14 protein-coding genes are annotated in these 14759 nt (G+C 50.6%); 10 read left to right on the top strand and 4 right to left on the bottom strand.

The features are described 5' to 3' along the window. Positions 1–238 precede the first annotated feature (238 nt). From NE473_RS26435 to NE473_RS26425, 3 genes are all read right to left on the bottom strand, one after another. Entirely contained in the window at positions 239–1765 is a 1527-nt protein-coding gene (locus NE473_RS26435) for a permease prefix domain 1-containing protein (RefSeq protein ID WP_242866188.1), read from the bottom strand. Continuing rightward, on the bottom strand, positions 1749–2081 hold the full coding sequence (locus NE473_RS26430; RefSeq protein WP_006776772.1) for a PadR family transcriptional regulator: 333 nt from the start codon (positions 2079–2081) through the stop codon (positions 1749–1751). The genes NE473_RS26435 and NE473_RS26430 overlap by 17 nt, the downstream gene beginning before the upstream one ends. A gap of 155 nt (positions 2082–2236) precedes the next feature. Continuing rightward, positions 2237–3631 (bottom strand): alanine/glycine:cation symporter family protein, encoded by a 1395-nt coding sequence (locus tag NE473_RS26425; RefSeq protein ID WP_055651026.1) that lies wholly within the window; start codon positions 3629–3631, stop codon positions 2237–2239. Positions 3632–4025: 394 nt separating this feature from the next. On the opposite strand from NE473_RS26425, the gene NE473_RS26420 reads away from it, so the two are divergent. From NE473_RS26420 to NE473_RS26400, 5 genes are all read left to right on the top strand, one after another. Beyond that, entirely contained in the window at positions 4026–4448 is a 423-nt protein-coding gene (locus NE473_RS26420) for a flavodoxin (RefSeq protein ID WP_006775343.1), read from the top strand. A gap of 50 nt (positions 4449–4498) precedes the next feature. Then, the gene (locus NE473_RS26415) at positions 4499–5458 is read left to right on the top strand and encodes a helix-turn-helix transcriptional regulator (protein WP_006775342.1); all 960 of its coding nucleotides are present in this window, start codon (positions 4499–4501) and stop codon (positions 5456–5458) included. A 156-nt stretch (positions 5459–5614) separates the two neighbouring features. Continuing rightward, positions 5615–7360 carry an ABC transporter ATP-binding protein gene (locus NE473_RS26410; protein ID WP_055651025.1) on the top strand — a complete coding sequence of 582 codons (1746 nt, stop codon included), beginning with the start codon at positions 5615–5617 and terminating at the stop codon, positions 7358–7360. Beyond that, complete coding sequence (locus NE473_RS26405; RefSeq protein ID WP_055651024.1) at positions 7360–9129, top strand: ABC transporter ATP-binding protein; 1770 nt, start codon at positions 7360–7362, stop codon at positions 9127–9129. Before NE473_RS26410 ends, NE473_RS26405 begins: the two co-directional genes overlap by 1 nt. A 132-nt stretch (positions 9130–9261) precedes the next feature. Continuing rightward, on the top strand, positions 9262–9474 hold the full coding sequence (locus NE473_RS26400; RefSeq protein ID WP_055651023.1) for a FeoA family protein: 213 nt from the start codon (positions 9262–9264) through the stop codon (positions 9472–9474). 117 nt (positions 9475–9591) lie between these two features. Here the strand turns inward: NE473_RS26400 and NE473_RS26395 are convergent, their stop codons facing one another. Continuing rightward, on the bottom strand, positions 9592–9975 hold the full coding sequence (locus NE473_RS26395; RefSeq protein WP_025529833.1) for a metal-dependent transcriptional regulator: 384 nt from the start codon (positions 9973–9975) through the stop codon (positions 9592–9594). A 180-nt stretch (positions 9976–10155) separates the two neighbouring features. Between NE473_RS26395 and NE473_RS26390 the strand changes: the two genes are divergently transcribed. The 5 genes from NE473_RS26390 (at position 10156) to NE473_RS26370 (ending at position 14559) form a co-directional block, all read left to right on the top strand. Next, positions 10156–10542, top strand: a complete 387-nt coding sequence (locus NE473_RS26390; protein ID WP_055651022.1) for a heavy-metal-associated domain-containing protein — start codon at positions 10156–10158, stop codon at positions 10540–10542. Between the two features lie 167 nt (positions 10543–10709). After that, complete coding sequence (locus tag NE473_RS26385; RefSeq protein ID WP_055651021.1) at positions 10710–11000, top strand: DUF6110 family protein; 291 nt, start codon at positions 10710–10712, stop codon at positions 10998–11000. A 110-nt stretch (positions 11001–11110) separates the two neighbouring features. After that, positions 11111–13198: a heavy metal translocating P-type ATPase gene (locus NE473_RS26380; protein WP_055651020.1), complete on the top strand. Its 2088-nt coding sequence runs from the start codon at positions 11111–11113 to the stop codon at positions 13196–13198. Positions 13199–13433: 235 nt separating this feature from the next. Then, positions 13434–13724, top strand: coding sequence for a DUF2325 domain-containing protein (locus tag NE473_RS26375; RefSeq protein WP_006775334.1), 291 nt, complete (start codon positions 13434–13436; stop codon positions 13722–13724). A 175-nt stretch (positions 13725–13899) separates the two neighbouring features. Beyond that, positions 13900–14559: a YczE/YyaS/YitT family protein gene (locus NE473_RS26370; protein ID WP_055651019.1), complete on the top strand. Its 660-nt coding sequence runs from the start codon at positions 13900–13902 to the stop codon at positions 14557–14559. Positions 14560–14759 lie beyond the last annotated feature (200 nt).

The following is a 14759-nucleotide window of genomic DNA, read 5'->3' as shown; positions in this document are numbered from 1 at the left end:
GAAGAGGCTATTGGTTTACCACACAAACGGTAGCGGTAAATATGGCAATGACAAAAGAAAGACTGATAAACAGAGGCTATTATGATTTAGCCACAGCCTATCAGTCCGTGCACGTCAACCGTTGAAAACGCCGTGTACCGAACGGTATGCACGGTGGTGTGAGAGGACGGGAGTTAATCACTCCCTCCTACTCGATTACCCGCTGCTAAACCATATCCGGCTTCCGTGTGGGAAGCCTTTAAAAGAAGGCTGTTTTTCTGTCTGCAGCAGGTGCATCGATGACCCGGTCATATCGGCAGGCTGAAAGGATAAATCCGAGCAGAAGCATATTGACAAGGATGCTGAACCGGCCCTCCGAAACCATTGGAAGATTGGGAAAGCTTCCGTATTGGAAACCGAAGTTTCCCAGAATATAGAGTACGCTCTGAAACAGCAGGCAAAGCCCGCAGTGAAAGGACACCGCCCCGGCGAGCGCCCCGCGTATCCGCAGGATGCAGGAGAAGAGGATCACATAAAAGACGGCTATGACTGCAAGCAGCAGCATGCCGGCAAGCCAGCCGAACTGCAGGATGGATACGGCCAGAAGATAGTTATTGGCGTAATGCTGAGGCAGTATATTCCATAAAGTGACTTCGGACTTATCGTAGGGAAAGGTGATCCAGTGATGTTCGGAAAACGGCTTTTTTCCTTCTGCCGCTGCTTCTTTGGCATCTCCATAGGTGAAATACCACTCGCCGGTTCCGTATTCCATCAGTTCCTCCGGAGTGAGTGAGAGACTGCCGGCAGCCGGTGATTTGGACAGAAGATTCCGAATCAGAACACCGTTATAGGAATCGTCTGAAGTATCGCGGGCATTTGCCTCCGGGTTTACAAATGCCTGAAAATACCGGGACTGGCCGGGAAGCATTCCATAAACCAGAAGGAGAACCACGCTCCCGACGGCTGTGCGAAGCAGAAGTTTTCTTTTATTTCCGGCGAAAATCCCCCGGCAGACCATGTATGTTATACTCCCGATCATGGAAAACAGAAAGATGACTATCTCAGCCAGAGTAAAGCTTTTGTATGTAAAGTAATGGATAAGGACTGCCCCCGCAGTGAGAAGAAAAGCGGCAGTCATGGCTTGATTTTCCTGCTTTCGTATCCGGTAGAGAAAAATGACGAAAACGGGGCCGGACAGCAGGAGCGTATAGTAATCAATCATATGCCAAGGTATGATGTATGCCGTGTTCCAGACGATATCAGGTATCAGATCAAAGTGTATCATCTGCAGAAGTACGGCTTCCACAGAAAATACAGCTGCGGCCAGAATAAGCAGTCGTTTCTGGTAACGGATAAGGAGCGGATATCCTTTCAACACTGCGAATACCAGGAGGATTGTGCCCGTCAGATAGAAACGAATCCCCCGAAGGGACAGTTCCGGTATCATGGCCGTCCAGCTTTCTGCGGCGAGTCCGGTGAAGAGGAGCAGTGCGGTCAGAAGGATCAGAAGACGGTTTGACTGGACGCGGCGGACCGCATTGATCCCGGTGCCGATGGCAACGCCGTCGCCCATGGCGTCCACTGCCTTTTTGACCGCGTCTTCTACGGTCATTCCCTCTGACAGATATTCTTCCGTTCTGTCTTCGATATGGTCTTTCAATTCCCTTACCACTGCCGGTCTCAGCGGTTTATAGGCAATCTGTTCCGCTACATCGTCTAAGAAGGCTTCCTCATAATTCCTTTGCTGATCGAAATTCTTATGGGAGGGTTTATCCAAACAGAACACCTCCGATCACCTGATTTACTGCTGTCTGAAAGGAATCCCATTCTTTCAGTTTCTCGTTTAAAAGCCTGCGGCCATTGTCGGTTATGATGTAATATTTCCGGCCGCGGCCATTTTCCGCAGTTCTCTGTTCGCAGATGACCGCGCCCTCCTGCTCAAGCGCGTGCAGCAGAGGGTAAAGCGTTCCTTCCTTCAAAGTAAAAACACGTTCACTTCTTTTTTCCAGTTCCTTAATAATCTGATAGCCATACATGTCCTGCTGTTCCAAAAGCTTTAATATCAGCATGGAAGAGCCTACTGCCATATAGTTTTTGTCCATAGCGCCTCCGTTTTAAACTGTTTTCTAAAAGATGTTCTGCAGAAGACATCAGTTAAAATAAATACCTCGAGTTCCTATGTATACATAATAATATTATGATACATAGAAAATCGAGGTATGTCAAGAATCAATTCAATATTCTTTTAAATCTCTGTTTATCCTTTCCCTTCCCCGTCAAAATATTCCCTGACCAGTTTTACCACAGTACCTGACAGCAGGAAAACCGCAATTAAGTTTGGAATTGCCATCAGGCCGTTAAAAGTTTCGGCGATGCTCCAGAGCATCCCTAAATCCATGGTGGCGCCCAGGACTGCGACCAGAGAGTAGACGATCATGAAGGCTTTGATAATGCGTGAGGAAAACAGAAACTCGATGCACCGTGCACCGTATAATCCCCAGCCGATGATGGTAGAAAATGCGAAACAGCACATGGCAGCGGCTGTAAAAATGGAAACCCAGCTGCCGTAGGTGGAGGTGAATCCGAGAATGGTCAGTTCTGCGCCAGCCGCTTCCCCGTAAGGAACCGGAACGCCGCTGCACAGGATGACAAATGCGGTCAGCGTGCAGATGACGATGGTGTCGGCGAATACTTCAAAAATACCGAAAAAGCCCTGTTTGACCGGCTTTTTCGTGTCTGCGCATGCATGGGCGATGGAACCTGTACCAAGGCCGGCCTCGTTGGAGAAGATGCCCCGGGAGACGCCTTTTTTCATACTCATAAAGAAGGTTCCGACCACTCCGCCGGTGACAGCCGCCGGATTAAAGGCGCCGTATACGATAGAGGAGAATACAGCGGGAACCCGGTTAATGTTAAGCAGAACTACTCCGGCAGCGAGCACGATATAAAACAGCGCCATAAAGGGAACCAGCTTCTCCGTCACGCTTCCGATTCGTTTGATGCCTCCGAGAAGAACCAGGGCTACCAAAGCCGCTAGAATGATTCCGATGATAAGGCTGGTGGTGCGGGCAGAGCGTGCATTGATCAAATGATAATTCATCAGTGCGGAATTGATGGCGGCTGTGATGGTATTTACCTGAGTGGCATTACCGGTTCCGAATACGGTGAGAACTCCGAAGACCGAAAACAGAGTGGCCAGCCAGCGCCAGTTTTTCCCAAGACCGTTCTTTATGTAGTACATGGGGCCGCCAACCAGGTCGCCTTTCTCATTTACTTCGCGGAAGTGCACGGCCAGAGTTACCTCAGAGAATTTTGTACACATCCCCAGAATTGCGGAGATCCACATCCAGAAGACGGAACCGGGCCCTCCGATGGCGATGGCACCGGCTACTCCGGCGATGTTGCCGGTGCCTACCGTGGCAGCCAGAGCGGTACAGACCGCCTGAAACGGCGTCATGGTACCGTCGGATGCGTCCCGTTTACGGAACATCCGGCCAAGGGTAACCCGGATCGCATAGGAGAATTTGCGGATCTGCAGAAAATTGGTGCGGATACTCAGATAGAGCCCCACTCCGATGATGCAGATCATGGCGGGGACTCCCCAGATAAAATTGTTTACGGCATTGTTGATGGATTCAATTGTATTTAACATGTGATAAAACCTTCCTGAGTGTATTTTTGCTTTTTATTACCTTGTTTTGGTAAGAGAAAAAACAGTGAAAATATAGAAAATAATACCATAATATTACAGAAAAGTACATGACAATTGATATTCTTAAGGCTGTCTGCCGTCGCAGGGGGGAACTGTTCATGCCCCCTGCCTGCCCTTGCCTCCCGGTCTTTTCCTTCAGATAGTGAGAAACATTGTTAAATAGCGGTACTTGTATTTACGGAATCCCAATGCTATACTATTCTGAGTTAGCTGAAACTAACCTGCAAAATTCATACGAGATAAAGGCGTTTCTGCCCTTGTGCCGGTGTTCGGTCCGGCCCTGGAGCAAAAATACTGTGGTTGGTAAAAAAAGAAAGGAAGAGAGGATTAAAACATGAGCAAAACAGCAGTAGTGTATTGGAGCGGAACAGGCAATACGGAGGCTATGGCGGCAAAAGTGGTGGAAGGCGCGCAGGCGGCAGGAGCGGAGGTCTCGCTGTTTACGGCTGCGGAATTCGGGGCGGACAAAATGGATGAATTTGATTCGGTTGCATTCGGCTGCCCGTCCATGGGAAGTGAGCAGCTGGAGGAGGACGAATTTGAGCCGATGTTCCTGAGCTGCAAGGCGAAGCTGAGAGGGAAGAAGATTGCGCTCTTCGGCTCCTGCGGATGGGGAGACGGCGAGTGGATGAGAACCTGGGAGGAGACCTGCCGGGAGGATGGCGCTGTACTGGCCTGCGACTGCGTGATCTGCAATGACGCTCCGGACGCGGAGGCGGAAAGCGCCTGCGAGGAGATGGGAAAGGCGCTGGCATAGGAGAGAAGAAAAGCCGGCAAAGGAAGGCCCGCTAAAAGGAGGAATACAAGGTGCAGGATGCAAGCCGATATTTTAACGATCTTTTTGAACAGATGCCATCGGAGCAGGTCTACGAGGTTTTGAGAAATGCGCCGGAGGAAATCGGACGGTTTTCCATTTGCCGGAAAAATACGAGACAGGGAATCGACCTTCTGGACTGGCGCATGAATTACCAGAGGGATGTCCATGTATACAGGCGGGGAGAGAACAACAGAGATGAGGTGCAGTTTGTATTCTGCATGAATCAGGGTATGGTCTGGGAGATCGAGGGGATCCCCAGACCTGTTTCCATGGAAAAAGGAAATGCCTATATCTATCGGAACGGAGACAGGACCACATGGGGATACTATCCGGGAAAATGCGATTTCGTGTTTAAAAGCGTGCAGATTCCGGTACAGGTTTACCGCAGGCTTCAGAACGCGTATTTTGAAGGCAGGGAAGAGATATCGGCGGAGCGGTTCAGCTCTGCGGTGGAGAGCATTGAGATCACGCCCGGAATCTGCCGGATACTGGCTGAACTGGAACAGTCCGGGCGGTATGAGGACGGGATTGGCTGCCTCTATCTGGAAGGAAAGCTTCTGGAACTGCTCGCCGCCTCCTTTAAGGAACTTCTCACATGCCGAAAGGCCCAAAAGAGACTGTGTGGGATTACCCGAACCGATCAGGAAGCAGTGAGGGAGGCAAAGCGGATTCTGGACCGGCACCTTACCGATGCACCGGACTGCGAACAGCTGGCAAGGGCGGTAGGGGTAAGTGTCTCCAGGCTGGCCCGGTTGTTTTCGGAAGTAACCGGAAACACCATACACTCCTATCTGATCGAGCGGAGACTGGAACACGCGGCGCTTCTGCTGACCGAACAGAAGAATGTAAGCCAGGCGGCCGCGCTGTCCGGATACTCCAACATGAGCCATTTTTCCGCCTCCTTTAAAAAGAAATACGGCGTGCTCCCCAAGGAGTATGCCGGAAAATGAAAAACTGTTAGAAATATACCGTTTTTTGGTAGAAATGCTTCGGTTATCGCCGTAAAATATAACACGTCAAGTTAGACAAAACTAACTTGACGTGCTTTTTTCATACCGGAGAGTCCGGCATGACAGGAGTTACTGTTGAAAGGAGTGGTATCGGATATGTTTCAAAAGATTTTAGAGTACGCAGGACCCTACAAAAAGACGACCTTTTTGGCTTCTGCGGTCATCCTGCTGGGAGTGTTCATGAGTGTCCTCCCGTTTATCTTTGCCTGCCAGATCATCGCGCCGCTGATTGAGGGAGAACCCATGGACTTGTCGTATGCGGCGGTCCGGATAGCCGGTGTGCTGGTGTGTCTGGTGCTGCACGCCTGCCTGTATGTGAAGGGGCTCTCCCTGTCCCATGAAGCCGCCTACAACATCCTCATGAGAATCCGTATTTCTCTTCAGAACCGGATGGAGAAGCTGCCGCTGGGGGTGATTCAGGAGAAAGGGACGGGGAGTATCAAACGTCTGTTTGTAGATGATGTAGAGAGCATGGAGCTGCTTCTGGCCCACGCGCTGCCAGAGGGCTTTGCCAACACGGTGATTCCGGTCGTGGTTTACACAGCTCTGTTCTTTGTGGACTGGAAGCTGGCGCTTATGTCTCTCGCCTCTCTGCCAGCAGGCCTCCTGGCCATGATGGTCATGTACCGTATCGGCCAGAACGGGATGGTGAGTTACTATGAGGCCGGCAAGGTCATGAACAACACCATTATCGAGTACATAAACGGCATGGAGGTGGTGAAGGTGTTCAACAGGGATGGCGAATCCTATGAACGGTTCCAGAGAGATGTGCTGGCCTACCGGGATCTGACGCTCGACTGGTATAAGGCCTGCTGGCCGTGGATGGCGGCCTATAACAGTATTCTGCCGTGCACGCTGATTGTGACGCTGCCTCTGGGTTCCTGGTTTGTGCTGAAAGGATATTCCTCCCTGCCGGATTTCATTTTGGTGATGTGCCTGTCCCTAAGCCTGGGAATTCCACTCCTCAGGGCCCTGAGCTTCCTGCCCTCGCTGCCGCAGATCAATTATAAGCTGAATGCACTGGAGCAGATGCTGGGTGCAGAGCCTCTGAAACAGACCGCCGATGGCTGGCACGGCAAGGACAATACCGTGGTGTTCGACCGCGTAACCTTCGGTTACGAGGAGAAATCCGTGGTCAGCGGCGTCAGCCTGATGGTGAGGGAAGGCCAGAAGACGGCCCTTGTGGGGGAATCCGGTTCGGGTAAGAGCACACTGGCAAAGCTGCTGGTTCACTATTACGATGTTGAGGAAGGAAACATCACCATTGGCGGCCAGGATATCTGTGGGATGAGCCTGGAAGCCTTGAACGCCAGAATCTCTTACGTGGCCCAGGAACAGTATTTATTCAATACCTCTCTGCTTGAAAATATCAGGATCGGCCGCCTTACTGCCACCGACGAAGAGGTGCTCGAAGCTGCGGCGAAAGCCCAGTGCATGGAATTTATCGAAAAACTTCCCGATGGAATCCGCACGATGGCCGGAGACGGAGGAAAACAGCTGTCGGGAGGCCAGAGGCAGAGAATTGCGCTGGCCAGAGCTATTTTAAAGAACGCTCCCGTAGTAGTTCTCGATGAGGCGACTGCATTTACGGATCCGGAAAATGAGGAGAAGATGGAAGCCGCCATCTCCGAGGTGGTAAAGGGAAAGACACTTCTGGTCATCGCCCACCGTTTATCCTCTGTGAAAAATGCCGACCAGATCTGCGTGATGGCGGAAGGCAGAATTGCAGCCAGGGGAACCCATGACGAGCTTTTAAAAAACAGTGAAGAGTACCGGAAACTCTGGAATGCTTCCATGGAGAGCGCAGAGTGGCGTGTATCGGGCGGAAAGGAGGAACGGTAATGGTTCAATTATTTCAGAGAATTTTAAATCTGTCGGGAAAATACAGGGGCAGAATTGAGACTGCCTTTCTGTTTTCCGTTCTAAAGGCAATTCTGTCGAAAATGCCTCTATGCGTGGCCTTTTTCATGCTGTCCCGGTTTTATACCGGTGCCATTACGGCCGAAGACTGTGTGACCGCCGCTGTCGTGCTCTGTGTGTCCGTGCTTCTGGAAGCGTTTTTTCAGCTGATGAGCGACCGGCTGCAAAGCGGCGCCGGGTATATGATGTTCGCGGAGCAGCGGAGGGATTTGGGCGCTCATTTGCGAAAGCTGCCTATGGGGTACTTTACGGCGGGAAATATCGGAAAGATCAGCTCGGTTTTGACCACGGACATGATCTTTGTGGAAGAGATCGCCATGAGCTCTATTGCTAATATGATGAGCTACGCCTTTTCTGCAGCTCTTATGGCAGTAGTTCTTTTCTTCCTCGATGTGCGGCTGGGGATCATCGGCCTGCTCGTTACCGTAACCGCGATGATTACAGCCGGGAAAATGAACCGGATCTCCATGAAGGAGGCCGTCGGCAGACAGGAACAGAGCGAGAAGCTTACGGATGCCGTACTTTCCTTTACGGAGGGGATAGCCATCATCAAAAGCTATAATTTGTTGGGAGAGAAATCCGCAGAGCTTTCCAACAATTTTAAGTTGTCGAGAGACAAATCGCTGGGCTTTGAGGAAGCAATGACGCCGTGGCAGAGGGGATTAAACCTGATTTATGCCTGCGGTATGGCGCTGTTGTTCGGCGTTTCCGTCTACCTGCAGCAGACCGGTTCCCTGACCATTCCGTATCTTATGGGGCTGCTCCTGTTTGTGTTTGATTTATTTGGCCCGCTGAAGGCGCTGTACGGCGAGGCGACGCGGCTCACGGTCATGAACAGCTGTCTCGACCGGATTGAGGATGTCTGCGCGGAGAAAGAACTGCCGGATCAGGGAAAAAAGCACATTCCGGAGCGGAATCACAAGGCGGAGATAGAGTTCGATCACGTTACCTTTGCCTATCACGAGAAGGAGGTATTAAAGGACGTCACTTTTAAAATACAGCCAAATACAATGACGGCCCTGGTTGGACCCAGCGGCGGTGGAAAATCGACGGCAGCCAACCTTCTGGCCCGTTTTTGGGATGTGAAATCCGGATGCGTCCGGATGAGAGGAGAAGATATCCGTGACGTGCCGCTGGCGGAGTTGATGGATCATATCAGCATGGTATTCCAGAGGGTATATCTCTTTCAGGATACAATTTACCAGAATATCAGCATGGGAAAGACGGAGGCGTTGAAAGAAGAAGTGTATGAGGCGGCGAGGAAGGCCAGATGCTATGATTTTATCACGGCGCTTCCGGAGGGCTTTGACACCGTGATCGGCGAGGGCGGCGCAAGCCTTTCCGGAGGAGAAAAACAGCGGATTTCCATTGCGCGCTGTATCTTAAAGGACGCTCCTGTGGTGATTCTCGATGAGGCGACCGCAAGCGTGGATGCCGATAATGAACGATTCATCCAGGAGGCGATTTCAGAGCTGGTAAAAGGGAAGACGCTGCTGGTGATCGCCCACCGGTTAAATACCATCAGAGCTGCCGGTCAGATTCTGGTGATCGACGATGGCCGTGTGGTACAGAGAGGAAATCACGAAGCACTGATGAAGGAGAAGGGAATCTACAGAGATTACGTAAATATACGCGAAAAAGCGGCTGGCTGGAGCATCGACGGACTTTCCCGTCAAATACAAAAAGATTAAAAGTACCTAACCCTCATTGCCATTGACTAACCGGCGCAAAAATGGTTACACTGGGAGTAAGAAGAGGCGGATAGTTTCAAAGCGCATAGAACGAAAACACGCAGCGCGTGATGTGGAAATGGGGGTGCAGCTATGCAGTCACTGGCACAGGCAAAGGCGGGAGACGACTATACGATCAAATGGATGTTCGGCGCTCCCCGGATTCTGGATTTTTTAAATGAATACGGGATCAGAGAGGGAAGCGATATCCGTGTTTTCCAGCAGGGAAAAGACGGAATCATCATCGGACGGGATAACGTACGCCTTGCGATTGGTGAGGATGTGGCAAGGCGGATTCAGGTGTGAGCCGGCTTTAACAGGAAACGGAACAGAATACAAACTATGTAAAAAGCAAAAGCAAAACAAAAACAGAAAAACAGGCGGTCTGCAGAGAAAAGGTTTCTCCCCGGACCGCCTGTTTTCCTATTTTTCCAACAATTCATTTCCTTTTGTCACGTGATCCTTGATAGCCTGAAAGCTTTTTGCGCTCACCACATGCTCGATCCGGCAGGCGTCTTCCGCCGCGGTTTTTTCATCGACTCCTAAATACATCAGCCAGTTGGAAAGCATCGTATGGCGCTCATACATGGTCTCAGCAACCTGTTTCCCGGAATCTGTCAGGGTGATATAGCCATCCTGATCCACCAGAATATAACCATTTTCGCGGAGGTTGCGCATGGCGACGCTGACACTCGGCTTGGAGAAATCCAGTTCATTGGCGATATCGATGGAACGGACGTGCGGCTTTCTATTGCTAAGAATCAGTATGGTTTCAAGATAGTTTTCGGATGATTCGTTCATCTTCAATGTTCGTTTACCTCCCTGCGGTTAAAGTATCAGAATGCGTGATACAAATAGTTTATCATAGCCGGGGAAAAAGGTCAAAATAAGAATATAAAAAAAAATTATTGACAATTCAGTTAGCAGGTACTAATCTATAGTTAGTTACAACTAATAGAAGAAATTGGAAGAAAGGAAGGAGCACATATGGCAACAGCGATTATATGCCTGGCCCTTATTATGGCAGGGGTTCTGGCGATAAGAAGCTACAGAAAGAGGCTGACCACCGGCTGCTGCGGAGGTTCGGGCGAGGCTGCGGTGAAGAAAATAAAGGTAAGTGATAAGGACCTTACCCACTATCCGCACCGCCGGGTTTTAAAGGTGGACGGGATGTCCTGCGGCAACTGCGCCATCCGGGTGGAGAATGCATTAAATTCTCTGGAGGGCGTCTATGCCCGCGTGAACTTAATGGAGGCGGAGGCGGATGTCCGCATGAAACAGGAGTTCAGCGACACCGTGTTAAAGGATACTGTCAAGGACGCAGGATACACTGTTTATCGGATTACGACGGTAAATGACTCGATTTCTCAATAAGGCCTGTTGGCGTTGACTAACCGGGTAAATTTCTAGTAAAACGTTTATAAAAGGAGTGACTGAAGATGAAAAAACACAGGTTTTGGGCCTGGGCAATGCTTTTCTGCCTGGCGATGGTTTTTTACACGGGTTACAAGCATAGATAAGAAAAACAGGAGGATAAAGAAATGTTGGACTGCTTCAAAATGAAAAAGATAGGAATCTTTGCAGGAGGTGTTTTATTCGGTACAGCGGGTGTTAAAATTCTGGCAAGTAAAGATGCGAAGAAGTTTTACGTCAACTGTCTGGCCGCCGGACTGCGCGCGAAGGACTGCGTGATGACAACTGCCACTTCGATCCAGGAGAACGCAGACGATATTCTGGCTGAGGCGAAGGAGATCAACCGCCAGAGAGCGGATGAAGCCTTTGAAGACGAGAGCGAAGAGATGGTTTCAGAGACCGCGGAAGAAGTGGAATAGACAGCAGCAGAATAGACAGCAGCAGAGTAAAAGAAGACACCGCCTGATGGAATTTTCCTCAGGCGTTCCTTTTTGAAGAGCTGGAGAAACATAGGACAGGAGACAAAGACATGAGATTTATAGTGAAACACGAGATAAAAGGACGGCTTCGGATCCATCTCGACCGGCGTGAGCTGACACTGAGAGAGGCAGATATGTTTTGCTGTGCCATGAGCCTGATTCCGGGAGTGAAGGAGGTGAAGGTCTATGAGAGGACCGCGGATGCAGCTATCCTGTATGAAGGCGGCCTTCGGCCAGTTATCATCGAGGAAATCAGGCGCTTTTCCTTTCAGGACGAGTCACTCTGTGAGCTGGTCCCGAAGGACAGCGGCCGGGCGCTGAACCGGGAATACAAGGAAAAACTGATTCAGCGGGTTGTTGTGAGGGCGTTTACAAAGGTATTTCTGCCTGTGCCGTTTCGGGCTGTGTATACAGCGGTGAAGTCTGCTGGCTATATCATTAAGGGCCTCCGGTATCTTCTGAAGGGAAAGCTGACGGTTGAGGTTCTGGATGCCACCGCAATCACGGTGTCGATCGCAAGACTGGATTTCAATACGGCTGGTTCTGTGATGTTCCTGCTGGGGATCGGGGAGCTTTTGGAGGAATGGACCCATAAGAAATCGGTGGGAGATCTGGCGAGAAGCATGTCCCTGAACATTGAGAAGGTATGGCAGAATGTGGACGGCACAGAGGTTCTGGTTCCGGTCTCCAGAATCCGCGAGGGCGACCTCGTGACAGTACATGTGGGCAGCGTGATTCCGCTGGACGGAGTTGTTGTGACCGGGGAAGCCATGGTAAATCAGGCCTCCATGACCGGCGAGTCCATACCGGTGAAGAAGGAACCGGATACATACGTATACGCGGGAACCGCGGTGGAGGAAGGAAGCATCACCATCTGCGTGAAGAAGGCGGCCGGATCCACCAGATTCGAGCGGATCGTCAAAATGATTGAGGACTCCGAGAAGCTGAAATCTAATGTGGAAGGAAAAGCGGCAGCCATGGCTGACGCACTGGTTCCCTGGAGCCTGGGCGGCACGGTGCTTACCTGGCTGCTCACACGGAATGTGACGAAGGCGATTTCGATCCTGATGGTAGACTTCTCCTGTGCTCTGAAGCTGGCCATGCCGCTGTCCGTACTTTCCGCCATGAGGGAGGCAGGAAGCTATCGGGTTACAGTCAAGGGCGGCGTCTATCTGGAGTCTGTGGCGGAGGCGGATACCATCGTATTCGATAAGACCGGCACTCTCACGAAGGCCAGGCCGGTGGTGGCCGGCGTTGTGACCTTTGAGGGGCGGGACAAGGATGAGATGCTGCGGATTGCAGCCTGTTTAGAGGAACATTTTCCCCATTCCATGGCGAACGCAGTTATTCAGGAGTCCGTCCGGAGAGGATTGGTTCATGAGGAAATGCACTCGAAGGTGGACTATATTGTAGCTCATGGAATAGCCTCTTATATCGGAGGAGAGCGGATTATTATTGGAAGTCATCATTTTGTCTTCGAGGACGAGGGCAGCATCATTCCAGAAGACGGAAGAGAGCAGTACGAGAGCCTTCCGCCGGAGTATTCTCATCTCTATATGGCGATTGGAGGCCGTCTGGCCGCGGTGATCTGCATTATCGATCCCCTGCGGGAGGAGGCTGCCTCAGTGGTCAGTCAGTTGAGAGCGCTGGGACTTTCCAAGATTGTTATGATGACGGGAGACAGCGACCGGACTGCAAGGTCCATCGCGCAGAAGGTGGGTGTGGATGAGTATTACTCCGAAGTACTTCCGGAGGATAAGGCCAGTTTCGTGGAGGCAGAGAGAGCCGCGGGCAGAAAAGTTATCATGGTCGGTGACGGAATCAACGATTCTCCCGCTTTATCCGCTGCCGACGTGGGAATCGCCATCAGCGAGGGGGCGGAGATCGCCAGGGAAATCGCGGATATTACCATATCGGAGGATGCACTGGACCAGCTTGTGACGCTGAAGAGAATCAGCAACGCGCTGATGGTCCGTGTAAACAGAAATTATCGGTTTGTGATCGGATTTAATTTGGGCCTGATCCTGCTGGGCGTCAACGGAATCCTGGCGCCGGCCACCTCTGCGCTGCTTCATAATACATCGACGCTCATGGTCAGTCTGAAGAGCATGACTAATTTACTGGAACAGAAACAATAGGGAGCGGTTTTAAAGAGTCATACCACGAAAAACGGTGTGGCTCTTTTTTCATCCATTTCCCATCTATTAATAAATGTTCTCAAGAACGGCTATGGACAAATGTTGTAGTAGCTGGTAAAATATAGTTAGTTATAACTAACTATATAAACCAAGGAGCCGGAGGAAACAGTATTGGTGTAAAACCCGGCAGGCTGTGAATTGCAGACAGCACGATAGAGATCTGGAGGTATTATAAATGAGCGTAGTAATTATCGGCGGCCACGACCGAATGGTGAGCCAGTACAAGAAGATATGCAGGGAATTCAAATGCAAGGCAAAGGTCTTTACCCAGATGAGCACCAACATGGATAAGAAGATTGGATGTCCGGACCTTCTGGTTCTGTTTACCAATACGGTTTCCCATAAGATGGTAAAGTGTGCCCTCGACGGAATCGATGACGGCGCCACCCGCGTGGTCCGCTGCCATACCAGCAGCGGGACGGCGCTTTCTAAGATTCTGGAGGATGAGACTCCGCAGATGGTGTAAATGACAGTTGCAGCTGGAAGAAAAGTTGAATGAGAACGCTATAAATTTTTAAGGTTGTTATGGCATGTTCTGGAAAAGGATGGTATGATGGGGCAGGAGCGCAGTTTTTGGCGGTGAAGGAATAAACAGCCGGCCACGAAACGCGCAAACTGAGGAGAAAGGACCCCTTCATAAAATGATAAGAGATTATTTTAGGAAACTGGACCGCAGGCGGGCCGTCATCATGATCATCGGTAATGTTTTTACAGGAATGGGAATCAGCATTTTCAAACTTTCAGGACTGGGCAACGATCCCTTCAGCGGCATGGTAATGGCCCTGTCGGACTGCACCGGCATTCAGTATGCGTTTTTCCTTATTCTGGTGAATCTCGTGATCTTTATTGCTGAGATCACCATGGGCCGGGAACTGATCGGCCTGGGCACTGCAGTGAACGCGCTGCTTCTGGGATACATCGTTACCTTCTTTTTTGGAATATGGGAGGTGACGCTGGGAATGCCTTCCGTGCTGTGGCAGAAGTTATTGACTGTATTCGTCGGTGTGGTGGTCTGCAGCTTCGGACTCTCCTTATACCAGACCTCCGATGTAGGCGTGGCGCCGTATGACAGTCTTGCGCTGATCATGTGCAAAAAGCAGAAAAAGATCTCCTACTTCTGGTGCCGTATGGCCTGTGACGTGTTCTGTGCGGTGGTATGCTTCGCGGCAGGAGGAATTGTCGGCCTGGGAACGCTGGTATCCGCTTTGGGACTGGGGCCGTTTGTGCAGTTCTTTAATAAAACAAGCAAGAATTTCCTCACCTCTACAGGTGGAGGGATGAAACGTCAAAAACAAGCTTAATGTCAGTGGTGGGCGGAGAGAAATCGGTATCCCCCGCTGACATGAAGTCAGGCCGCGCATCTATAAGATGTAGTCGCACTCTGTGAAATTATCGAGCGTTGATTGAAACAATGTTCATTTTACGGACAGGCTGTTGAAAAAGGACGGAGTATCGAATCCTGTATAAGTGAAAATCAAATCCCCTGTGACTTTACTAAATG

It is taken from the genome of Hungatella sp. SL.1.14, from assembly GCF_024460495.1.
Classification (GTDB): Bacteria; Bacillota; Clostridia; order Lachnospirales; family Lachnospiraceae; genus Hungatella; species Hungatella hathewayi.
The sequence above is the reverse complement of the archived record's forward strand: the minus strand, read 5'-3'. Positions and strand labels throughout refer to the sequence as shown.